We start from the raw sequence: 22,151 nt of genomic DNA, 5'->3' as shown, positions 1-22,151 counted from the left end.
TATTTTTGTAAAAAAGTCACTTATTTTGAGTAAATTCTTTTAATAATTATATATAAGTGATATAATTCTATTGAGGAACTATGAGAAGAAAATATTCGTTTTTTGCGTGTATTATGGTTCTCGCAGCCATTTACACTTATTATTTTAATATCAATAGCTATATTTTAATAACCCTTGGTATAATTTTGGGCCTAAGCATATTTGCAAAAAATCGTACAAGGCTTTATTTGCTTTTGTCTGTGATTGTATTTTTCCTAACAGCTATTTACACTAATTATAGGGGACAGAGCGTTTTTAAAAAGTATAAGAATGAGCGTGAAGAATACATAATTAGAGTGCAAAATCTTAAGGAATATGATGGATACTATACTTTTTTTGGTACTGTGAAAAATATTGATGGCAATATTTTTAATGAAAGGCTTAAGTGCTACTACTCAGGAAAAGAAGCACTGGCTAATTTTGATACTATTAAAGTAAGTTCTAAGCTTGAAGATATAAGGATAAATGCGAATCCAAATCTTTTCAACGAAAAGATGTATTATTTAACAAAAAATATTAAGTACAAGGCAAAGTTTAAGGATTTTGAAAAAATTTCTTGGAAAATGTTTTTGGCAGAAAAAATGAATCTTGCTTTTGAAAAGAAGCTTGATACGTTAACAGAAAATAAGATGGAGGCAAGTAACTCGAACTTTCTCAAGGCGATATTTATGTCAAATACAAATTATCTTGATGAAGATGAGCTTGGAACTTATAGATCGGTTGGTCTCGGCCACTTACTTGCAGTTTCTGGCCTTCACGTATCCTTAATAAGTTTTGCCATCATATTTATACTCGTGGGTCTTGGAGTTTCTAAAAGAAAGGCGAGCAGAATTTGCATAATATTTTTAATCATTTATGGCGCTGTAATCAATTATCCAGTATCATTTTTAAGAGCCATGATATTATTTATCGCGCTTGATCTAGCCTTTGCTTACGATATAAACATAGAACGCGTCGAAATCATTTCGATTGCGCTAATCATAACGCTTTTAATAAATCCATTCTATGTATTTTCGGTTTCGCTTCATCTTTCTTATGGAGCAGCTTATGCGATAGAAATTCTTTTTAGAAGACTTAAAAAACTTGGCGATAAGAAGAATAAGCTTCAAGAAGGGGTGCTCTTTGTTCTTGCGATTAACTTGGTTTTAGCACCAATTCAGCTATATACATTTCACGAGTTTAATTTTATTTCACTAATCACAAATTTAATTTTACTTCCGATTTACTCAGCCATAATCACAGCAAGCTTTATAATACTTGTGATTTCAATAATTATAAGCCCATTATCTATCTTATTTTTACTCATTGACTATATACTAAGCGGTCTATACAAAATTTTATTATTTATCGCAAGAGTCGATATTTTAAAAGTTTCGCTATATAATCAAGATGCGCTTATCTTAGCTTATTTCGTCTTGCTTATAGCTTTTTATTTTGCTAATAATTTTAGCTACATGAAGACAAAGCTAGTGAAGTTCATGCTTATGATGATGGCTATAATCACATTCACAGGTAGCTTCATATATATGAAAAATCAAAAGCATTATGACACGCTCAATATGATTAGCATAGGTCAAGAAGAGGCGATGCTTTTAGATATAAATAATAAGAAAATTATGGTCGATGTGGCAGGAGATATCATGGGCACATCATTTTCATACGATAGAACGCTTAGAGAAGTCCTCAAGAATGCGGGCGTAAACTCACTAGACATAATTTTCATCTCGCACTTTGACAGCGACCACTATGGTAACCTCATCTATTTACTAGATGATTTTAAGGTAAAGAACATCTGTTTTTACAAGGAATTAGCTCCAGAATTTATTAAAAAAGAGATAATTTCTCGAGGAATTAATTATATAAATCCAAATAATATTAATGGTATTGACCTTGGTAATGATAATTACATCAAGATTGTACACAGAGACAGAGATTTTGATAGCAATAACAGCTCACTTTTATTCGTACTAAAGGCGAATGGTACAAAAACTCTATTTACTGGCGATATTGAGAGAGAAGCTGAAGATTATTATATCGATAAACTATCTAAAATTGACATATTAAAAGTCCCTCATCACGGATCAAAAACTAGTTCATCAATTAATTTTCTTAAAAAAACTATGCCAAAAGACGCAATTAGCTCGCAAGGGCTGAATAACTCTTATGGACATCCACATGAGGAAACGCTTGAGAACTTCAAGGCCGTTGGCGCGAATTTTTACAGAACCGACAGGCAAGGCATGATTAGTGTCGTCTTCAAAGGTAACGGATATGAGATAGAAACTTTTTATAAAGAATATTACAAATATCTTGATTATATGAAAAAATACATTTTCTTATTGACCTTGATATCTATAATATTTTCTTATATAATAAGTATAATAATTGATGAGTATAAAAAATATGGAGACATGATTTATGAACTATAGAAATTTTTTAAATGAAGTAAAAATGAATAATGTCAGCGGCGCTTATCTTTTCATGGGCATAGAGTGCTACCTCATGGACAAGACCTTGGATGCGCTGATAAATAATTATCTTGACAGCAATCAAAGACTTATGAACCTAGCAGACCTTAAGTACTCTGAGAATTTGATTAAAGATATCAAAGCTAATATCACTATGCTTCCACTCATGGCTGAGAAAAAAATCACAGTTGTGAGAAAAGCAAATGAGAGCATCAAGACGCTTAACGATGACGATTTACTTGGGGAGCTTGAGAAAATGTCTGATGCGAGCATAATCATATTTATGGATGAGGACGATAGCATAAAAAAGACGCTTAAATTTTATAAATATTTCAAGAAGACGGGCCGCATAGTAAATTTTGATAAGGAAAAGATAGAGGACCTTGTAAAGTGGACGGCGCGTAAATTTAACGAGCTGGGCATTGAGGCGGGCTTTGCCGAATCAAGGTTTTTGATTGATAGGCTCGGCTTTTATAGCGACGAAAGCGTCAATATGTATAGCCTTGAATCAGAAGTGGAGAAGCTTGCAAGCTACATAGGCAAGGGCAGACTCACTCGAGGCGCAATTGAAAATGTAGTTAAGGAAAATACCATTGACAATATCTTTGCCATGATAGACGCAATCAATAATAAAAAGACGGCTGCGGCACTTAATGAATATGAGAAGCTATTAAGAAATGACGAAGCAGACATAAAGACCTCATATATGATTTTTAGAAACGTAAGACTCCTTTTAGAATTAAAAATTTGTGATATAGAGAAAAAAAGCGAAGTTGAGAAAAAAGATTTATTAAAAATATCGCCATACGAGTACAAAAAGCTATCAAGCCTAGCGCACTCATATAATTATAAGTTTTTACTAAAGTTTATGAATGAGCTAAAAGATTTAGATATAAGTTTGAAAAATACAAGCAAAGATAGTACTATGATGATAAAAAATTTAATATATAAGATGACAGAATAAAATATGGCTCAGGCGAAAAATGCTTGAGCCATATTAAATTTAAATGAATGACTAGTGTAAAAGCTAGTCATTTTTTATTAAAAAATTTTTAAATACTATCAAAAAATACTACTTTAGTAGTATTTTTTGGACATTTGTGTAACATGATTGTAATATTACTAGCAAAATGTGTGAAAATGGTTTAAAATGGTTGTAAAGAACATAGAAATGGTTCAAAATGGTTATTAATGTTTAGAAAAGCATTAAGAAGGTGTTATCAATGTTCATGGGTTTATTTAAACATAGTATTGATTCAAATGGGAGGGTTATCATACCCTCTAAAATGCGTGATGAACTTGGTAAAGACTTCATAATCACTAGGGGATACGACAGATGCATCTACGTTTATAACCGTGAAACTTATGAGAAAAAGCTTGAGCAATTCGATGATTTACCTGATACTGTTCTAGAAAACAGAAAATTTGAACGTGAGATGTTCCTTTACATGAACGAAGCAAACATGGACAAGAACGGCCGTGTTATGCTACCTGAGATGCTTAGAGACATGATGGATATAAAGGGCGACGTTTATATAATCGGTGTTAGAAAGAGAATTGAAATTTGGGATACAGAAGTTTATAAGAACTACAAGGCAACTGTTGCACCTCTTGAAGAGCTTGCAAATAACATAAAGAGAGCGTAGTTATGGAGTTTAAACACATACCCATAATGCTTAATGAAGTGATAAATGGCCTTGACATAAAGCCAAACGGCATTTACTTAGAGGGTACCATTGGCGGAGCGGGTCACTCACAAGAGATTCTTAAGAGACTTAATGAAGACGGCCTATTAATAGGTGTTGATAGAGACAGGGAAGCTCTTAATAAAGCAAACGAAGTATTATCAAGCGTTGGCGGCAATTTTAAATTAGTTCACGACAACTATAGAAATATTAAAGCCATTTGCCAAAACTTAGGAGTCAATCATTTAGACGGAATACTTCTTGATATAGGCGTATCGTCTTATCAGCTAGACAACAAGGACAGAGGCTTTTCTTACAGACTGGACGCGAAACTTGATATGCGTATGGACCAAGAGAGCGGCAAATCTGCTTACGACATCGTCAATACATATACTAAGGAAGAATTAGAAGAGATAATTTTCAAGTATTCACAAGAAAGATGGGCTAGAAGGATAGCTGAATTCATCTGTGAATACAGAGAAGAAAAGCCGATAGAGACTACATTTGAACTGACTGATGTAATTAAGAGAGCAATACCAAAAAAGGCTAGGGAGAACAAACATCCATCTAAAAAGACATTTCAAGCCTTAAGGATAGAGGTAAATGACGAGCTTGGCGCATTAAACGCTGCCTTGCAAGACGCTATCGACATTTTAAATATCTGTGGAAGGATAGCTGTAATAACATTTCATTCGATGGAAGATAAAATTGTTAAAGATATATTCAAATTTAACACGCTTGATTGCATTTGTCCGCCAGAGAGCATTATATGTACATGCAATCACAAGAGAAAGTTAAAACTTGTTAATAATAAGCCACTTGTGGCAAGTAAAGAGGAATTAGAAGCTAACCCAAGAAGTGAAAGCGCTAAACTTAGGATAGCTCAAAGAGTATAGGGAGGTATATTATGTCATCTGCAGCGAGAAAATTATATGATAGTCCAGTTTATTCGCAAGAAAGAACAATAAGTAAGCCACTAGTTAAAAAGAATTTAAAGCGTAGAACAAAAGCAAAGGAGAGAGTTATCAACGTATCTTTCGTAAGAACTGTTTTATGTGCTATAGCTCTTGGAATTGTTTTTACTATGCTTGTTTTTTGCGCAGATAGAGTGACTAGAGTACAAAACTCCATAAATCATAGTAACGCTGAGATCAATAGGCTAAAAACTACTCTTATAGACGAGACAGCAAAGCTTGAAAGCCTTAAAAATGCAGGTGCAATCGAATTCGAAGCTAGGACTAAGCTTGGAATGATATACCCTAACGAAGCCCAAATTTTAAACATAAATACTAATAGTAAAGAAGAAAAAGAGATTGATGATAAAGTTATTGTTAGTCTTGATTCAGATATCGATAAAAATATAGAAGAAAGTGAAAGAAAATGAAAACGCCGACAAGCGATAGACATAGAAGACCGAAAAAGACAGGCAAGTCTAAAATTCCTAACAAGTATAATAGGATTTTGACTGTTCTGGCTTTTTTTGGATTAATAATTACATTATTTTTAATACAGCTATTTAAAGTGCAAATATCTGACGCAAAAGGATATAAGGAGTACGCTGTAGGCCAATGGACTAAGGCGGTGAGCCTTGGTAATCAAAGAGGCTTTATATACGACAGAAACAATAAACCTTTAGCTGTTAACAAAAATATAGTTACTTTTTGGAGTGTTCCATTCAAAGAAGATGAGAATGAAAAAGAAGAGGCTAAATTAAAAAGAGAAAAAACTTATAAAGAGATAGCCGAAGAAGTCGCATCTAAGATAGCTGAAATGACTGGAGAAGACTCAAGAGATGTATATGACAAAATTACATACGAGAGCAGAATTAGAGTCGTTCCTGAGATGGAGTTAGATGATTATAAAAAATTCAAGGAAAGCATGGGCAAAGTAAAGTTCAGAACAGTACTTGAAGTAGAAGAAAAGGCAAAGAGATATTATCCGTTCAATGATTTAGCATCACAGCTTATAGGTTTTAACAACATTGACAACGTGGGTATCAACGGCCTTGAAGTAAAACTTAACGATGCTTTGGAGGGAAGAGCTGCTAGAAAGGTTCAACAGCTTGAAGCCAACATGGTTAACGCGCTTCCAAATCAAGAGGCGAGAATAATTGAGGGCAAAAAGAGTGTCAACGTAGTTTTAACTATAGACGAAAAACTTCAAAGAGAAGTAGAGAAGATTGCCGATGCGGCAAGGGAAAAACAAAGTGCTGAGTCAGTATCCATCATAGTTATGGATCCGAGAGATTCATCAATACTAGCGCTAGCGAATACTGGTAGATACAATTTAAACGAACCAAGAAAAAAACCTGACGATGTTGAAGAAGAAGTTTGGGACGAAGCTAAAGATGAAGAGAGAAACCAAATTTTATTTGATAAATGGCGTAATAACGCGATAAGTGACTCGTACGAGCCAGGATCAGTATATAAGGTCATAAATTTAGCTGCTGGTCTTGAAGAGGGCAAGCTTAATGACAAGATGACTTTTTCATGTACAGGCTCAATAGATGTTTTTGGAAGAACCTTGTCATGCGCTGAGCACATGGCGCACGGCACACAAAATATATCACAGGCACTTAACAATTCGTGTAACGTTGCCTTTGTTCAAATTGGTAATATTTTAGGCAAAAATGATATACTTAGATACGCTAAAGCCTTTGGTTTTGGCGAAAAAAGTGGAGTTGACCTTCCAGGTGAAAGTTTAGGTATACTTCCAACAAATCCAAATACCATAGGTCCAGTTGAACTTGCGACTATGTCATATGGTCATGGCCTTGCGGTTACACCTATACAAATGGCGAATGCAATTTGCGCTGTTGTTAATGGCGGAACACTTTATAAGCCAAAATTAGTTTTAAAAACAGTTGATGACTTTGGAAATGTTATAGACACACCAAAGAGCGTTGTTAGAAGAAAAGTTATTTCTAAAGAAACAAGCGAGCACATGAAAAAGCTCCTTGAAAGCGTTGTTAGAGACGGTTACATCAAAAGATCTAGAATAGAAGGCTACAGAATTGGCGGTAAGACTGGTACAGCGCAAAAAATTGTTGACGGAAAATACAAAAAGAACGCCTATATATCATCCTTCGTTGGGGCATTTCCGATTGATAATCCAGAATTTGTTGTATTAGCAATTGTAGATGAGCCAAGAAGTGGTATTGTTTATGGTTCTTTGGTAGCGACACCTATTTTTCAAGATGTAGCTAAATTTATTATTGATTACTATAAGATACCACCAGCAAGTGAAGTAAGCAGCGTTCAAAATGAAAAAGTACAAGTGCCAGACCTTAAAGACAAGACCATGGGAGAGGCAGGACTTGAGCTTGCAGACCTATCTTTAAGCTTTGACACTAATTACAAAGAATATACAGATGAATCGCTAATCATTTCACAAAGCATCAAGCCAGGCATTTTCGTAGACAAGGGAACAGTTATAACGCTTGATGTTGAAGTAAAAAAAGATGATACTATATTGACGCCTGATTTTAAAGGCATGACGAGAGACGAAGCTTTTGGACTTGCTGAAAAAGTTGGGCTTAAGCTGAAAATTGAGGGCGATGGACTTGTTAAAGAGCAAAGACCTGAACCAGATAAAGAACTTAGGAAGAATTCTATAGTAGAATTAAAATTGGGGGACTAAGATGATTAAAAATATAAGTGTATATAGTGTAATCATAGCAATACTAAGCTTTGCTTTGGTATGCATACTTGCGAAAATTATCATACCTGAGCTAAGAAAGTACAAGCTTGGACAAAATATAAGACAAGAAGGACCTAAGTCTCACTTAAAAAAGGCAGGCACACCAACTATGGGAGGCATATTATTTGTACTAAGCTCCTTAATCAGCGTGCTTGTATCTAAACTTTTAGGCTTTGTTTTTACAAAAGAAATTATCTTACTGGCTTTAGGCAGCACTGCCTATGGCCTTGTAGGCTTTTTAGATGATTATATAAAATTCTTTATGCATAGAAATTTAGGTTTGAGAGCATATCAAAAATTATTCTTGCAAATGATTTTTTCGGCTCTTATAGCTTATTTTGCATATAAACTTGTGGGTACAAAGGTATTTATACCATTTTATAAAGAAGTCGATTTAGGCAAGTGGGTAATTTTACTAAACTTCTTTATATTAGTTGCCAGCACAAATGCAGTTAACTTAACCGATGGACTTGATGGACTTGCAACAGGTGTTATGTCAATCATATTATTGACACTTGCGATATTTTCATTAAAGATTTCAAATATGACTACTTATGCCTACTCAATAATTATGTTTGCATCACTTTTAGGCTTTTTAATCTTTAATAAATATCCAGCACAAATATTTATGGGCGACACAGGCTCATTATTCGTAGGAGGCGTACTAGCGATACTCACAATATTACTAGGCTTGCACTTCTATATGATTATTTATGCGCTTGTATTAATTTTTGAAACACTTTCAGTAATAATACAAGTATTAGTATTTAAAAAGACAGGCAAAAGAGTTTTTCTTATGAGCCCACTTCACCATCACTTTGAGATGAAAGGCATGAAAGAGACTAAAGTTGTTATGATGTTTTGCGCATGGACACTAGTTTTATGCGTCGCATCGCTAATAATATTTTTGAGGTGATATTATGGACTACAAAGGTAAAAATATTCTGATTTTAGGATATGGAATATCTGGTTATGGAGCTTCTTTATACTTTATAAGTAAAGGAGCTAATGTTTATGTTTACGACGACAACATGGATCAAATTTTAAAAGACAGAGCAAATGAAAACCTAGACGATATTAAATTTTTAACAAGAACTGAGCTTGACTCGATTGATTTTAGCTTTGTATTAAAGAGTCCTGGAATAAAGCCGTCATCAGATATAATTCGCTACCTTGTAGACAAAAACGTAGAGATAGTCTCTGATATAGAAATTTTATACAGAGATTTTAAAAATCATAAGTTTATAGTTATCACAGGAACCAATGGCAAGACAACTACAACGACTTTTATTGGAAAAGTTTTAAAAGACCTTGGATACAATGTCAATGTTATAGGCAATATTGGCGTTTCCCCTTTACTTGAAGCAGCTAATTACGATACACATGTCATAGAAGCATCAAGCTTCCAACTAGAGTACACAAAAGATTTTAAGCCAAACATCGCCATCATACTAAATATCACACCAGATCATTTGGATTGGCACGGTTCATTCAAGGCTTATGAAGAAGCAAAAAAGAAAATTTATCAAAATATGGACAAATCTTCATATTTGATACTTAATTATGACGATATCGCCTTAAATAAGGTAGAGCAAGACACAAATATACTATATTTCTCATCAAAAGAAAAAGATATAGTGGATATGAATTATATCGCACCAAACATTGTGGATAAAGATAAAAACATTGTCATAAACAAGGACGATATATTTATAAAGGGTCGTCATAACTATGAGAATCTCATGGCAGCGACACTTGCGCTAGAAGTTTTTGGCGTAAAAAGAGAAGATATTGTTAAAGAGATAAAAGATTTTAAAGGCGTTGAACACAGAATTGAATTTGTTAGGGAACTTGATGGAATAAGTTATTACAATGACTCCAAAGGAACTAATCCTGATGCTTCACTCAAGGCGGTTGAAGCCTTTGATAAAAGCATAGTTTTAATCGCAGGCGGTTATGACAAAAACATACCGTTTGAAGATTTTGCCTTTAAAACAAAAAATAAACTTAGAAGCCTAATTTTATTTGGACAAACTAAGGACAAAATAAAAGAAGCCTTCACAAATGTAGGTTATGACAATATAACTATGGTTAAAAACATGAGTGAAGCAGTTAGCGTAGCTAGATCACACGCACAAAAAGGAGATATAGTTTTACTATCACCATTATGCGCTAGCTGGGGAATATATAAAAATTATAAAGAACGTGGAATAGAATTTAAAAAATTAGTAAATGAGTTGAAATAAATGAAAAAGAGTAATGCACCTGATTATCACATTTTAATATCTGTAGTATGCCTAATAATTTTAGGTATCATACTTGTGTATACAAGCTCTTACCCTTATAGCTACAAGCTTGAAGGCGGTAAATATGGCGGAGTATACTTCCTTACAAGGCACTTAGTCTTTGTTTTGGCAGGGGCAATACTATCTTTAATTGCTTATAGGATTGACTACAAAAAGTATGATACAAGATTTTTTGTTAGTTTTATGATTATATCGAGCATAGTCTTAGTATTATTACTAAAGTTTACACCACTAGGTACAGACTTTGGTAAAGGATCAAGAAGATGGATTAATTTAGGCGGTTTTTCATTTATGCCATCTGATATAATCAAAGTAGCGGCAGTATTTTGTATGGCATCATACATGAGCAAAATTAATTTACGTAGAAGAAATTTACAAAACATCGTCGTAGTACCAGTAGCTATCATATTATTCTTTACTTTATTAATATACATACAAAAGGATTTGGGCACAGCTGTTACAGTTGCTGGAGCCTTATCAATTATGTACTTTATAGGCGGAGCGCCACTAGGAATAATACCACCAGCACTTGGACTTGCTGGTATTGGTATATATTTAGCGATATATAGAAATGAATTTAGAAGAAATAGATTTTTTGCTTATCTAGATCCAATTAAAAACATCAAAGATACTGGTTGGCAGCCAGCACAAAGTTTATTTGCTTATGCCAATGGCGGTCTATCAGGTGTTGGAATTGGCCATAGTACACAGAAATTCTTTTATATACCAGAAGTTTATAATGACTATATCTTAGCTGTTTGCGGTGAAGAATTAGGATTTTTAGGTATGATTTGCATTGTTGCCCTATTTTCTGTTATAATTATTAAAGGATATTTAACGGCTGCTAGAACAAAAGACAGATATGGCTTAATGCTAGCAAGTGGTATCAGCTCACTGATAGCTATACAATTTTGGATTAATGCAGCAGTATCAGTAAATTTAGTTCCTTCAAAAGGAATAACACTTCCATTCATTAGCTATGGAGGCACATCACTAATCATTTACATGGTACTAACAGCGGTACTGTTAAATATTTCTAAGAATGCAAATTCAGAGGTGAAATAATGCGATTTATCGTAACTGGTGGTGGCACTGGTGGACACATATACCCAGCCATGACCATAGCAAAGAAATTAATTGAAAATAATCATGATGTTATATACGTTGGCAGAAAGGGAAGTCTTGAGGAAAGACTGGTAGCTAAAGAAAATATTGAGTTTAAAGGCATTGACATAGTTAAAATACCTAAGAAAAATCCAAAAGATGCTTTTAAATTTTTGAGACTGCTTTTCAAATCTCTTGGCGAATGTAAAAAGATAATCAAAGATTTTAAGCCCGACCTTGTAATAGGAACAGGTGGATACGTTTCAGGTCCGCTTGTTTATGCTGCGCAAAAGAAAAAAATAAAATCAATGATATTTGAGCTAAACGTTCACGCTGGTATAACTACAAGGCTTTTAAAGAAAAGAGCGACTAGAATACTTGTTACTAACGAAAACACAAAAAAGCTTCTTAATAAAGAAGATATTACAAATATAGTTGGCATACCGATTAGAAAAGAATTTGATGACATTCACGACAAGGCTGATCATAAGTCTTATTATGATTTTGACAATGATAAAAAAGTAGTTTTATCCTTTGGCGGAAGCGGTGGACAAAAATCCATCAATGAAAATGTTCTTGACATGATCAAGAAACATTACAAAGATATGGACTTCAACATCTTTCACGTGAGTGGAACTTATTCATACAGCTGGTTTAAGGAAGAACTAGAAAAGGACGGGATTGATTATACAAAATCAAATGTTCGTGTTGGTGAGTATCTTTATGACATGCCAAAGGCTTTGATTGACGCTGACATGGTTATTACAAGCGCTGGAGCACTTACTCTTAATGAAGTTTCATGCGTAGCTAAACCAGTCATAATCATTCCTAAGGCTTATGTCGTTGAAAATCACCAAGAGTACAATGCACGCTATTTTGAAGATATGGGCGCTGCTAAGATGATTTTAGAAAAAGATCTTAACGAAGAAGTGCTTTTTGATGAGGTCAATAAAATACTTCATAACGACGATATTTACAAGTCAATGCAAGAAGGACTTAAAAAGATATTTCACAAAAACGCAATTGATGAAATATATGATATAATTATAAAAACTGTTTAAAGGTGAAATTATGGAACCAATGAGTAAAAAGGATATAAGGAGAAACAGAATAAGAAGACAAAGACAAAGAAGGAGAAGTCTGATGAGATTTTTCGTAATAAGTGTTATTGTTTTTGCGTTTATTCTATTTATATTCAATACAAAACTCTTTGGACTAAAGCATATAAAAGTTGTTGGCAATAAAAATTTATCTGCTGATAACATTATTAAGGCGAGTGAACTTGAAATTGGCGAGAACATTCTTAAACAAAGCTTAACAGAAGCAAAAGCTAAGATTAAGACAAATCCTTATGTAGATGACGTTCACCTATCCAGATCTTCAAAGGATACTGTAACGATTGAGGTTAAGGAAAGATTGATAGCGGCAGAATTTTTTAGCGACTCAAAGTACATTTACATAGATGATAAGGGCACAGTTCTTGAGAATAGCACTTCTTATAAGGAAGGTTATCCGCTTATAAAGAATTTTGACAAGACTCATCTTGAACAAGGCGAAAACTTTTATAATACTGAGGTTGGCGCTTCGCTTGAAGAGCTGATAACTGAAATAAGTGCGAATAACTTAGTTAAAGATATCAAGACTATAGAAAAGAACGCTGATTTAGAAGTTTCTATGAATTATAGGAGTGGGCTTGTTGTTCAGCTTGGCGAATTAAAGGATATTAGATACAAGATGAAGGTTTTAAATGAGATTATGACTAAGCTTAAGGACAAAGGACAAGTGCCTAAGATGATCATGTTTAACAAGGGCAAGGCGCCTGTTGTAGTTTTAGATACGGGTGAGTAGATGAAGATAGATAAGAAAAAGATATTATTCTTCGCTGCATGTGTACTTATAGGCTTTGCAATAACTATGCAGCTTAAGACGGTTAAAAAAACTGTTGGCAACCCTCTTAATGTAAAGAGGGTTCAAGAGCTTGCTCAAAGAGTAAAATCACTTGAAGAGGAAAGAGACAGCTTATTGCAAAAGCTTGACGAGGCAGAAGATAAGCTTAGAGATTATGAAAAACCTGGTTCGAGCAATAACGAGGTAGCAAAAAAATTATACGAAGAAACTGAAAAATATAAAATGATAGCTGGCTACACTGACTTAAAAGGCAAGGGCATAATACTAACTATTGATGAACCAAAACTTGCCGATGGAGAAGTGAGCTTTGGCATACAAAACGATATAGATTTGCTTTTAAGCGCAATAAGCGTTTTAAATAGCGCTGGAGCAGAGGCTATATCCATAAATGAAGAGAGATACACATCATTTACAGAGATAGTAAGCGCAGGTAAACATATTGAGGTTGGTGGCGTTAGCACATCCGCGCCTATTGTAATAAAGGCTATAGGAGACGCGGGCACGATGCAATCAGCGATTGAGTTTAAAGGCGGAATTAAAGATGAACTGCAAAATTATAACTATCAAGTTATTTTAACTGTAAAGGACGATATAGTTATACCAAGATGTAAGAAGAGCATAGATTTTTTATATGCAAAGCCTGTTTATGAAGTGCAAGAATGATGCATAAGATTAAACGTGTTGCGCTTGTTATAATTTATCTACTTATAGGCATATTCTTAGGTTTATACTTAAAGACAGACAAAAAATTTTTTGAACCTTTAAGTATAAACAAGATGAAAGAGACAAGCATAAAGATAAAAAATTTAAAAACTGAGATTAAAAGTATTAATGATGAGCTTGATAAACAGAATAAAAAGCTTGAAACTTTGGATAAGCTTGTTAAAAATGACAGCGATTTTCTAGCTTTTTTAAAAGATGAAAAGCTTTTTTATGAGATGATATCGGGCGACGTTGACCTTGAGGGACCAGGCATAGTCGTGACTATCACTGAAGAGAGTGTCGATAGACCAGTTAAGAGAACTGACGTTATTCACGATAGCGATTTATTAAGAATAATTAACGATTTAAGAACATCTGGAGCAGAAGCTGTATCGATAAACGATTTAAGAGTTTATTCGAGGACTGGAGTTAAGTGCAATGGACCAGTTGTTAGGCTAAACGGCAGAACAAAGGGAGCACCATTCGTGATAAAGGCGATAGGTAATGGCGATAAATTATACTCAGCACTTAAGTCACCAGGCACTTTTGCTAGCATCTTAGAGACCATAAATCCAATTAAGCTAGATATAAAACAAAGTGAAAAAGTTTTAATTAAGAAAAAGATAGACGATGACAAAATTATATATTCACAGAACTTGACGGGAGAGGATAAAAAATGATTATTGCAATCATAGGTATAATAATTGGTGTGATTATTGGCTATGTAGTACCGTATAGCTACAATCCATATTATTCACTATATATATCCATGGCTTTACTTGCTGCGATTGACTCAGTTTTTGGCGGTATTAATGCTTACATGGATAAGAAATTTAACAATAAACTTTTTTTATCAGGTCTTATTGGTAACTCAATTATAGCTGCATTATTGACTTGGCTTGGAGATAATCTTAGTATTCCACTATATTATGCGGCGATTTTCGTCTTCGGAGGAAGAATTTTTAACAATTTTGCAACAATTAGAAGAAAAATACTAAACAAAATGTAAATTTTGTGGTAAAATATAAGTAATATAGTAAATAATTATATAATTAGTATAAAAGGAGGATTCGTAAATGATTGATTTTGATGTAGAAATTGACCAATTTGCTAAAATTAAAGTTATAGGTGTTGGTGGAGCAGGAAACAACGCTGTTAACAGAATGGTTGATGCAGGCGTAAAAGGTGTTGAGTTTATAGCTGTTAACACAGATAGACAAGCTTTAGCATCATCAAAGGCACAAAATAAGATTCAAATAGGTGATAAGGTTACAAAGGGCTTAGGCGCTGGAGCAAATCCAGAAGTTGGCTCACAAGCAGCTCTTGAAGATAAAGAAGGCATTACTGAAATGCTTAAAGGCACAGACATGGTATTTATCACAGCTGGTATGGGCGGTGGAACAGGTACTGGTGCTGCACCTATCATTGCGCAATTAGCTAAGGAACAAGGCATATTAACTGTAGGCGTTGTTACAAGACCATTTGGTTTTGAAGGTATGAAGAGAGCTAAAAACGCATCTCAAGGTATTAGCCAATTACTAGAAGTAGTTGACACACTAGTAACTATACCAAACGATAGACTTCTTCAAATAGCTGACAAGAAAACATCATTAAAAGATGCATTCATCATGGCTGACGAAGTATTAAAACAAGGTATACAAGGTATATCTGACCTAATCAGTGTACCAAATCTAATTAACCTTGACTTTGCTGACGTTAAGACTATCATGGAACAAAAGGGTATTGCTCACATGGGTATAGGTTTTGCTCAAGGAGACAACAGAGCAACAGATGCAGCTAAGCTTGCAATCAAGTCACCACTACTAGAAACATCTATAGAAGGATCTAAGTCTGTTCTATTAAATATCACTGGTGGTACAGACCTTGGCATGTTCGAAGTAAATGAAGCTGCTGACTTAATCAGACAATCGGTTGCTGACGATGCAAACATCATCTTCGGTGCTGGTATCGATGAAAGTCTTGGCGATTCTATTAAGATAACTGTTATCGCTACAGAATTTGAAGATGGATCTAAACCTGCTAAAAAAGATTCTAAAAAGGATTCTGAAGAAGTAGAAGAAAAGGACGAAGAAAAGAGAAGTGAAAATACTTCAAGCTTCGACGATTCTTTATTAGTACCTGATTTTTTAAAGAATAATTAATTATGAAGTGTCCTTTTTGTTCTTACGAAGATTCAAAAGTACTAGATTCAAGACCTACTAATGAGGGTACTGCGATTAGGAGACGTAGAGAGTGTCTTCGCTGTAAAAAAAGATTTACAACATACGAAAAAATTGAAGAAACACCTTTAATAGTTGTCAAGAAAAACGGAGACAGAGAGACATTTGACAGAAGTAAGATATTAAAGGGCGTAATCAAATCTTGCGAAAAAAGACCTGTTAGCTTAAGCCAAATTGAAGGCTTGGCAGATAGTGTTGAGGAAAAACTTATGAGTACGATGAAAAAAGAAGTTTCATCTAACGAAGTAGGTGAGCTTATTATGCAAGGTCTTAAGGAGATAGACCAAGTAGCTTATGTAAGATTTGCTTCAGTATATAGAGAGTTTAAAGATACTCAATCATTTATGAAAGAGCTCCAAAAGATAATAGACGAACAAAACAATTAAGCATAATAAATGCCTTTCTTGGATTTCCAAGAAAGGCATTTTCTATTTATAATAATATTTATTTATTTTTTTTATTTATTTTTTAGGTATACATTGTCATACCATTTTTGTTTTGAATTTATCAGTTTTTCAAAAACTGCATTTTTGCACTTATAAAGATTTTCGTGAAGCGCTTGACAGTCCTTTAAATCATTTAGAGTTAAATCTGGATAATCTTTTAGTCCATAAGTACCATCAACAAATCTTGCATATTCAAGATTGCCATCTTTTTTAATCCACATATCGCAAGTTGCTTCAACACCTTTTATCATCTTTTTAATAAAGGCGCTGTTTTTATTTTCTTTTTTAAGAATATCTTCATACATTAGAGCCTTTAGCCCCATTAAGTGATGGTTTAGTGATGAGTGCGTCATGCCGATGTAATATTCAGCACCGTAGTCCATAACTAGAAATGCATCATCGATATATGGAACTTTAATCGCATTTTGTTCAGCATATTTCTTATAATAAGTTAAAACTTTGTCCGCGATATTTATATATTTTTCATCCTTAAACATACTATACATTCTTAAGCAAATGTAAGCGTAATCAAGGTTCCATCTCGTATCGAAGTAGCCTTTGCCGATGTTGTAGTCAGCCTTTAGCCACTCGCTTCTATAAGGGATAGGATAGTAACCGTCTTCATTTAGCTTTTTAGCTGTATCGTCAACAAGTTTTGCTGTTATCACTTGAGCAAATTTACTATCAATCACATCTAAAAGAGAGTTTGCAATGTATATAGCGCCTTGCATAAAGAAATAGCTTTCTTTATATGGTACTGAGCGCGGATTCATTTGATAGAAGTATCCATCAGGTGTTATACAGTGCTTAGGAATTCTAAATTTCGAATCAACAAGCTTAAATGCTTCAGGCGTTTGAAAAGCTTTTTCATCCATGCTAGCGTAACAAATGCTATATTTAATATTTTTTTGTTCATCTTTTATATCCTTTAGCTTTAATTTTATTTGTAGCTTTGATTTGTCATATAAAATTTCGCTCTCAATATTTACCTTATCAATAATATTGTCTTGTACATCTTTATATGCGTTAATGGCTGTGATTACATAGTATTTTTTGCCATTATTTAAAACAAGTATGTTTGGATTTTTAAGAGTAAAAGCTTTTTTTTCTGTATTGATTATTTTTGCTTTTTCATCGATATATTCAGCGTTTGCATCTTTTATTTCAATTGGAAAATCAATATCTAAACTGTCTTTGCCATCAAAAGTTCCTGTGATAAATTTAAGTTTGGCACCATTAAATTCAAAACCATCGTCCTTAGTCTCTTTAGTATCTTTTTCTTCTTTACTTTTCTCATTCTCTTTAGTTTCCTCAGTCTCTTTACTTTCTTCAGCATAAGCTGTATTTTTAAAGCTTAAAACAAGTGTTAGCACGCTTAAGACTAGTAAAAGTACAAATATATTAATTTTTGTTATTCTTTTTATCTTCATCATTTTACTCCTATATATTTTATATCTTTTTAATTTTAACATTATAATTATACATTAAAAGATTTAGATTTACAAGAGATTTAACAGATTTGAAATGATTTATAAAGAAAAATCCTGACCAATTTATGGCCAGGATAATGATGGGAATATTTGACCTACTCTATAATGATAGGTCCGTTGCTTGTTTTTATATCACCGAATAGAGTAAGTTCTGAATCGTTATTTAGTGAGGCAGTTGTAAGCTCGTCATTGTCTTTGTCAAGCTTGAATCTGTCGTCATCAAAGATGACTGGACATGTGTATTTATTAAGGCCTCTTAAATTTAATTTAACATTTTTACTTACGCTTTCTAATTCAAGTGTAACAGGTCCATTGCTATTAGTAACTATGATATTTTCAGCAGAGTTGAATATGTCTTTAACATCGACATAAGCGTTTGTTGTATGCGCTTCTAAATTAACGAATGGAGTGTTATTTAAAGTTATTTCTGCATTTGTTGTATTTATAAGCAAATCACTAAACTTTGAGTCTTTAATTTTTACTGAATCATTAGTAGTTTTTAGCTCTGACTTGCTGACGATGGAGTCTTCGATTCTGATGTAGTCGTTACTTGTTGTTAAATAAAGCTCATCGCAGATAATTGAGTCAAGTTTAATTTTATCGTTGCTTGTGCTTGCTTTTACAGTGGCAAAGTCTTGTGCAGGCACTAAAACTTTTAGACTAACAGCAAAATCTTTTTTTGTTAGCTCTGAGTAGTTTGGTTCGATAAGTATTTCTTTATCATCGATAAAGCAGTTAATAAACTCATATTTTTCTGGAATATCTTTTTTATTTGTATAATAAATTTTGCCATAGACTTCAATTTGATCAGAGCTTGATGGAAGTATCTCTATCTTTTCATTTGTATTATTTATAATTAAATTGTATTTTTTATTTTTGTCTAAGTCTAGCTTAAGTGTAGCAAATTTTTTATTTTTAAAGCTCTTGCTGTCATCAAAGCTAAAGTTTGCGTATACACGGCCATTTCTCATACCTTCTTCAGCCGTTTGTAAAGATTTACTTACTATCTTATTAACAAAGTTTGAGATTTTGCTCGCAAATTTATCCGATGCATCGAAGACATCGTAGTCATCTGCTTCGATATGAATTTCATTTCTTTTTTTATTTGGCTTATAAGCTTTTTCGCCTTTCTTTTCACTAACAGCGTTAAGAAGTTTTAGCGCCTCTTCTTCACTAATCTTGCCGTCCTTTAACATCTTAAGGATCATAATTTTTTCTTCAGACATTTTAACCCTCCTTTAATTCTAGAAGCATCTTTTCAGCTTCACTACTTGTAATTGTACCGCTATTTAAGAGCTCAAGAATTTCTTTCTCGCTAGTAGAACTCTTTTGATCAGAGATAATCTCGTTGATTTGATCGAGTTTTTTAATTACAGTAGGGTAGGAAATACCCAAGGCTCTTTCAATCTCTTTAATATTGCCTCTCTTTAATAAGAAAGTTTTGATAAAGTCAATTTGCTCGCTGCTGAGCTTGTAAAATGAATTATTTTCAAATCTTCCTTCTATAGTCGTGTTGCAATTGTCACAAACTAGCCTTTCTATGTATAGTTTTGAACCGCAAACAGGACATTCATTTAATGCTTTATTAATCATAAGGTCCTCCTTTATTAAGATTATACATCTACAAATTAAATATGTCAATATAATTTTTAAAATATTTTAAAAATATTTATAATTACTTTAAAAATATTAATATAAAAATTAAATAATTTAAGAGTGGACATCTTGAAACTTATTTGATATAATAAAAATGGTGAGAAAATGAATTTGTTTGACATGGAAAGAGAAAAAAATTTAAAACTGGGTCAAAATTTAGCTGAAAGATTTAGGCCGAAGAGTCTTGATGACTATATTGGTCAAGAGAAGGTTATTAATAAGAACTCTTTTCTATACAAAGCTATCAAGGCAGACAGACTTCCATCGCTTATACTATATGGACCTGCAGGTACTGGTAAGACTTCACTTGCGAACGTCATTGCTAACACGAGCAAATCGAATTTTATCAAAATTAGTGCTGTGGGTAGCGGGGTGAGCGATTTAAAGAAGGCAGTTGAAGAAGCCAAGAGACTTTTGGAAGAGAATAAAAAAACCATACTCTTTGTTGATGAAATACACAGGTTTAACAAGGCTCAGCAGGATTTTTTGCTTCCATACGTTGAAGATTCGACCGTGACTCTCATAGGTGCAACGACTGAAAATCCATATTTTGAGGTCAATAGCGCACTTATATCGAGATGCTTCATAATTAGGCTTGAAAAAATGAGCGAAGAAAATTTAATTAAGCTTGCTAAGAAAGCTTTAAGTGATGAGCTCAGTGGACTTGCTTCATTAAAGCCAAGCATAGATGACGACGCACTTGAGTATCTAGTTAGAATTTCTAATGGTGATGCGAGAAACATGCTAAATTTTTTAGAGATAGCTGTTTTAAGCCAAGATCCAGAAGCGGATTTAACTCGTCATATCAAGTTCGAGGATGTCAAAGGCTTAGTTTTTGAGAGAGCTCACTCCTATGATAAAAGCTCGACCATGCATTACGACACAATCTCAGCCTTTATCAAGAGCATGAGAGGCTCAGATCCAGACGCAACAGTTTTTTACTTAGCTCACATGCTAAACAATGGTGAGGACCCGCTCTTCATAGCGAGACGCATAGTGATATTTGCTTCAGAAGACATAGGACTTGCTGATCCAAACGCACAAACACTAGCGACGTCAGCATTTTACGCGGTTAAAGCCATTGGCATGCCAGAAGCGCGCATCATTTTAAGCAACGCAGCCATCTACATGGCACTGGCTGATAAGAATAACTCGACCTATGTTGCTATTAACAAAGCTATGGCGGATGTCGATAAAATCAAAGAATTCCAAATTCCTCTTTATATAAGAGATGCTCACAACAATGACAAGAAGGTCTTTGGCGATCACGCGGACTACAAATATCCGCATAATTATAAGGATAAAAAGCCTGAGCAAAATTATTTGCCTGAAGGTTTAGAAGATAAAAAATATTTTAACAATAATTAAGGAGGTCAACAAATGAAAGTTGGTATTAATGGTTTTGGTAGGATTGGTAGAGATGTAGCTAGAATTCTTGTTGAAGAGAACAACGGCTTAGAATTAGTTCACATCAATGCCTCAGGTGATTTAAAGACACTTGCTCATCTATTTAGAAATGATTCTCTATACGGTAGATTATCAGTTTCTTGTGAAGCTTGTGAAGATGGCTTCATGATTGATGGCAAGAAGATTACAAACACTCAATTTAGAGATCCGGCAGAAATTCCTTGGAAGGACTATGGAGTAGACATCGTTATCGACTCTACTGGAGCATTTAAAAACAACGAAACTCTTTACAAACACATAGAAAAGGGCGGCGCTAAAAAAGTTATTTTAACTGCACCTGCAAAGGGCGAAATCGATAAAACTATCGTTATGGGTGTAAATGAAAAAGAATATGACAAGAATAAACACAATGTTATCAGTAACGCATCTTGTACAACTAACTGTCTTGCACCATTAACAAAGGTTATTGAAGATAATTTTGGTATCAAAAGAGGCCTTATGACAACTATCCATGCTTATACTTCTGACCAAGTTTTACTTGACCACAAACACAAAGACATCAGAAGAGCAAGAGCAGCAGCTATGTCTATGGTGCCTACAACAACAGGCGCAGCAAAGGCAGTTGCACTAGTTATCCCATCACTTAAGGATAAATTAACTGGATATGCAGTTAGAGTACCAGTTCCAACAGTTTCTCTTACAGACGTTGTTTTTGAATTAAACAAAAATGTTACTAAGGAAGAAATCAACGAAGCTGTTAAAAAAGCGAGCGAAAACGAATTAAAGGGCATACTTGAATACGCCGAAGAAGAACTTGTTTCTGTTGACTACGTTGGCGACAGACACTCATCAATCTTTGATCCATTCTTAACTTTAGTTATAGATGGCAATCTTGTAAAGGTAGTTTCATGGTATGACAACGAATATGGTTACAGCCACAGAGTAGTTGACCTAGCAAAATACATTGCTGATCAAGAATAATTATTATAAAAGGATAAAAT

The 22,151-nt window shown here is 33.8% G+C and carries 21 protein-coding genes; 18 read left to right on the top strand and 3 right to left on the bottom strand.

What is annotated here, in order from left to right; genetic code table 11:
* The first annotated feature begins 80 nt into the window (after positions 1-80).
* The 16 genes from M1R53_RS05380 (at position 81) to nrdR (ending at position 16,537) form a co-directional block, all read left to right on the top strand.
* Complete coding sequence (locus M1R53_RS05380) at positions 81-2,468, top strand: DNA internalization-related competence protein ComEC/Rec2 (RefSeq protein WP_249242262.1); 2,388 nt, start codon at positions 81-83, stop codon at positions 2,466-2,468.
* Complete coding sequence (gene holA / locus M1R53_RS05375) at positions 2,458-3,471, top strand: DNA polymerase III subunit delta (protein ID WP_249242261.1); 1,014 nt, start codon at positions 2,458-2,460, stop codon at positions 3,469-3,471. Before M1R53_RS05380 ends, holA begins: the two co-directional genes overlap by 11 nt.
* Positions 3,472-3,730: 259 nt before the next feature.
* Positions 3,731-4,153: a division/cell wall cluster transcriptional repressor MraZ gene (mraZ, locus tag M1R53_RS05370; protein WP_019213809.1), complete on the top strand. Its 423-nt coding sequence runs from the start codon at positions 3,731-3,733 to the stop codon at positions 4,151-4,153.
* Positions 4,154-4,155: 2 nt separating this feature from the next.
* Positions 4,156-5,088: a 16S rRNA (cytosine(1402)-N(4))-methyltransferase RsmH gene (gene rsmH / locus M1R53_RS05365; RefSeq protein ID WP_249242260.1), complete on the top strand. Its 933-nt coding sequence runs from the start codon at positions 4,156-4,158 to the stop codon at positions 5,086-5,088.
* A gap of 11 nt (positions 5,089-5,099) precedes the next feature.
* A complete protein-coding gene (locus tag M1R53_RS05360; protein ID WP_249242259.1) occupies positions 5,100-5,576 on the top strand; it encodes a hypothetical protein in 477 nt (158 codons plus the stop codon).
* Positions 5,573-7,831: a PASTA domain-containing penicillin-binding protein gene (locus M1R53_RS05355; protein WP_249242258.1), complete on the top strand. Its 2,259-nt coding sequence runs from the start codon at positions 5,573-5,575 to the stop codon at positions 7,829-7,831. The genes M1R53_RS05360 and M1R53_RS05355 overlap by 4 nt, the downstream gene beginning before the upstream one ends.
* A 1-nt stretch (position 7,832) precedes the next feature.
* Positions 7,833-8,807 carry a phospho-N-acetylmuramoyl-pentapeptide-transferase gene (gene mraY / locus M1R53_RS05350; protein ID WP_249242257.1) on the top strand — a complete coding sequence of 325 codons (975 nt, stop codon included), beginning with the start codon at positions 7,833-7,835 and terminating at the stop codon, positions 8,805-8,807.
* Between the two features lie 4 nt (positions 8,808-8,811).
* Complete coding sequence (gene murD, locus M1R53_RS05345) at positions 8,812-10,137, top strand: UDP-N-acetylmuramoyl-L-alanine--D-glutamate ligase (RefSeq protein ID WP_249242256.1); 1,326 nt, start codon at positions 8,812-8,814, stop codon at positions 10,135-10,137.
* Complete coding sequence (locus M1R53_RS05340; protein ID WP_019213803.1) at positions 10,138-11,262, top strand: FtsW/RodA/SpoVE family cell cycle protein; 1,125 nt, start codon at positions 10,138-10,140, stop codon at positions 11,260-11,262.
* Positions 11,262-12,362: an undecaprenyldiphospho-muramoylpentapeptide beta-N-acetylglucosaminyltransferase gene (gene murG, locus M1R53_RS05335; RefSeq protein ID WP_249242255.1), complete on the top strand. Its 1,101-nt coding sequence runs from the start codon at positions 11,262-11,264 to the stop codon at positions 12,360-12,362. The genes M1R53_RS05340 and murG overlap by 1 nt, the downstream gene beginning before the upstream one ends.
* Before the next feature lie 10 nt (positions 12,363-12,372).
* On the top strand, positions 12,373-13,149 hold the full coding sequence (locus tag M1R53_RS05330; protein ID WP_249242254.1) for a cell division protein FtsQ/DivIB: 777 nt from the start codon (positions 12,373-12,375) through the stop codon (positions 13,147-13,149).
* Complete coding sequence (locus M1R53_RS05325; RefSeq protein ID WP_249242253.1) at positions 13,150-13,872, top strand: DUF881 domain-containing protein; 723 nt, start codon at positions 13,150-13,152, stop codon at positions 13,870-13,872. It begins immediately after the preceding gene.
* Positions 13,869-14,591 carry a DUF881 domain-containing protein gene (locus tag M1R53_RS05320; protein ID WP_249242252.1) on the top strand — a complete coding sequence of 241 codons (723 nt, stop codon included), beginning with the start codon at positions 13,869-13,871 and terminating at the stop codon, positions 14,589-14,591. Before M1R53_RS05325 ends, M1R53_RS05320 begins: the two co-directional genes overlap by 4 nt.
* Positions 14,588-14,920 (top strand): small basic family protein, encoded by a 333-nt coding sequence (locus tag M1R53_RS05315; protein ID WP_249242251.1) that lies wholly within the window; start codon positions 14,588-14,590, stop codon positions 14,918-14,920. Before M1R53_RS05320 ends, M1R53_RS05315 begins: the two co-directional genes overlap by 4 nt.
* Before the next feature lie 67 nt (positions 14,921-14,987).
* On the top strand, positions 14,988-16,073 hold the full coding sequence (gene ftsZ / locus M1R53_RS05310) for a cell division protein FtsZ (protein ID WP_249242250.1): 1,086 nt from the start codon (positions 14,988-14,990) through the stop codon (positions 16,071-16,073).
* A gap of 2 nt (positions 16,074-16,075) precedes the next feature.
* Positions 16,076-16,537 (top strand): transcriptional regulator NrdR, encoded by a 462-nt coding sequence (gene nrdR / locus M1R53_RS05305; RefSeq protein ID WP_019213796.1) that lies wholly within the window; start codon positions 16,076-16,078, stop codon positions 16,535-16,537.
* Positions 16,538-16,608: 71 nt separating this feature from the next.
* On the opposite strand, the gene M1R53_RS05300 is transcribed toward nrdR, so the two are convergent.
* From M1R53_RS05300 to M1R53_RS05290, 3 genes are all read right to left on the bottom strand, one after another.
* Entirely contained in the window at positions 16,609-18,027 is a 1,419-nt protein-coding gene (locus tag M1R53_RS05300) for a hypothetical protein (protein WP_249242249.1), read from the bottom strand.
* Between the two features lie 155 nt (positions 18,028-18,182).
* Positions 18,183-19,313 (bottom strand): SHOCT-like domain-containing protein, encoded by a 1,131-nt coding sequence (locus M1R53_RS05295; protein ID WP_249242248.1) that lies wholly within the window; start codon positions 19,311-19,313, stop codon positions 18,183-18,185.
* A gap of 1 nt (position 19,314) precedes the next feature.
* Entirely contained in the window at positions 19,315-19,680 is a 366-nt protein-coding gene (locus M1R53_RS05290) for a DUF2089 domain-containing protein (protein WP_249242247.1), read from the bottom strand.
* Positions 19,681-19,848: 168 nt separating this feature from the next.
* Here M1R53_RS05290 and M1R53_RS05285 point away from each other — a divergent pair, with 168 nt between their 5' ends.
* Entirely contained in the window at positions 19,849-21,111 is a 1,263-nt protein-coding gene (locus M1R53_RS05285) for a replication-associated recombination protein A (protein WP_249242246.1), read from the top strand.
* 12 nt (positions 21,112-21,123) lie between these two features.
* Positions 21,124-22,131, top strand: a complete 1,008-nt coding sequence (gene gap, locus M1R53_RS05280; protein WP_070599071.1) for a type I glyceraldehyde-3-phosphate dehydrogenase — start codon at positions 21,124-21,126, stop codon at positions 22,129-22,131.
* Positions 22,132-22,151: the final 20 nt, after the last annotated feature.

The sequence above is a fragment of the Fenollaria massiliensis genome, assembly GCF_023347705.1.
GTDB classification, from domain to species: domain Bacteria; phylum Bacillota; class Clostridia; order Tissierellales; family Peptoniphilaceae; genus Fenollaria; species Fenollaria massiliensis.
This window is presented reverse-complemented; position numbering and strand designations above follow the sequence as displayed.

Excerpts from the sequence above, each read along its gene's own strand:
- M1R53_RS05325 (WP_249242253.1), top strand. The coding sequence starts at position 13,150 with ATGAAGATAGATAAGAAAAAGATATTATTCTTCGCTGCATGTGTACTT.
- mraY (WP_249242257.1), top strand. The coding sequence starts at position 7,833 with ATGATTAAAAATATAAGTGTATATAGTGTAATCATAGCAATACTAAGC.
- M1R53_RS05295 (WP_249242248.1), bottom strand. The coding sequence starts at position 19,313 with ATGTCTGAAGAAAAAATTATGATCCTTAAGATGTTAAAGGACGGCAAG.
- M1R53_RS05320 (WP_249242252.1), top strand. The coding sequence starts at position 13,869 with ATGATGCATAAGATTAAACGTGTTGCGCTTGTTATAATTTATCTACTT.
- M1R53_RS05380 (WP_249242262.1), top strand. The coding sequence starts at position 81 with ATGAGAAGAAAATATTCGTTTTTTGCGTGTATTATGGTTCTCGCAGCC.
- murG (WP_249242255.1), top strand. The coding sequence starts at position 11,262 with ATGCGATTTATCGTAACTGGTGGTGGCACTGGTGGACACATATACCCA.
- M1R53_RS05330 (WP_249242254.1), top strand. The coding sequence starts at position 12,373 with ATGGAACCAATGAGTAAAAAGGATATAAGGAGAAACAGAATAAGAAGA.
- M1R53_RS05300 (WP_249242249.1), bottom strand. The coding sequence starts at position 18,027 with ATGAAGATAAAAAGAATAACAAAAATTAATATATTTGTACTTTTACTA.
- murD (WP_249242256.1), top strand. The coding sequence starts at position 8,812 with ATGGACTACAAAGGTAAAAATATTCTGATTTTAGGATATGGAATATCT.
- M1R53_RS05290 (WP_249242247.1), bottom strand. The coding sequence starts at position 19,680 with ATGATTAATAAAGCATTAAATGAATGTCCTGTTTGCGGTTCAAAACTA.
- holA (WP_249242261.1), top strand. The coding sequence starts at position 2,458 with ATGAACTATAGAAATTTTTTAAATGAAGTAAAAATGAATAATGTCAGC.
- M1R53_RS05360 (WP_249242259.1), top strand. The coding sequence starts at position 5,100 with ATGTCATCTGCAGCGAGAAAATTATATGATAGTCCAGTTTATTCGCAA.
- M1R53_RS05340 (WP_019213803.1), top strand. The coding sequence starts at position 10,138 with ATGAAAAAGAGTAATGCACCTGATTATCACATTTTAATATCTGTAGTA.
- ftsZ (WP_249242250.1), top strand. The coding sequence starts at position 14,988 with ATGATTGATTTTGATGTAGAAATTGACCAATTTGCTAAAATTAAAGTT.
- gap (WP_070599071.1), top strand. The coding sequence starts at position 21,124 with ATGAAAGTTGGTATTAATGGTTTTGGTAGGATTGGTAGAGATGTAGCT.
- rsmH (WP_249242260.1), top strand. The coding sequence starts at position 4,156 with ATGGAGTTTAAACACATACCCATAATGCTTAATGAAGTGATAAATGGC.
- M1R53_RS05355 (WP_249242258.1), top strand. The coding sequence starts at position 5,573 with ATGAAAACGCCGACAAGCGATAGACATAGAAGACCGAAAAAGACAGGC.
- M1R53_RS05285 (WP_249242246.1), top strand. The coding sequence starts at position 19,849 with ATGAATTTGTTTGACATGGAAAGAGAAAAAAATTTAAAACTGGGTCAA.
- M1R53_RS05315 (WP_249242251.1), top strand. The coding sequence starts at position 14,588 with ATGATTATTGCAATCATAGGTATAATAATTGGTGTGATTATTGGCTAT.
- nrdR (WP_019213796.1), top strand. The coding sequence starts at position 16,076 with ATGAAGTGTCCTTTTTGTTCTTACGAAGATTCAAAAGTACTAGATTCA.
- mraZ (WP_019213809.1), top strand. The coding sequence starts at position 3,731 with ATGTTCATGGGTTTATTTAAACATAGTATTGATTCAAATGGGAGGGTT.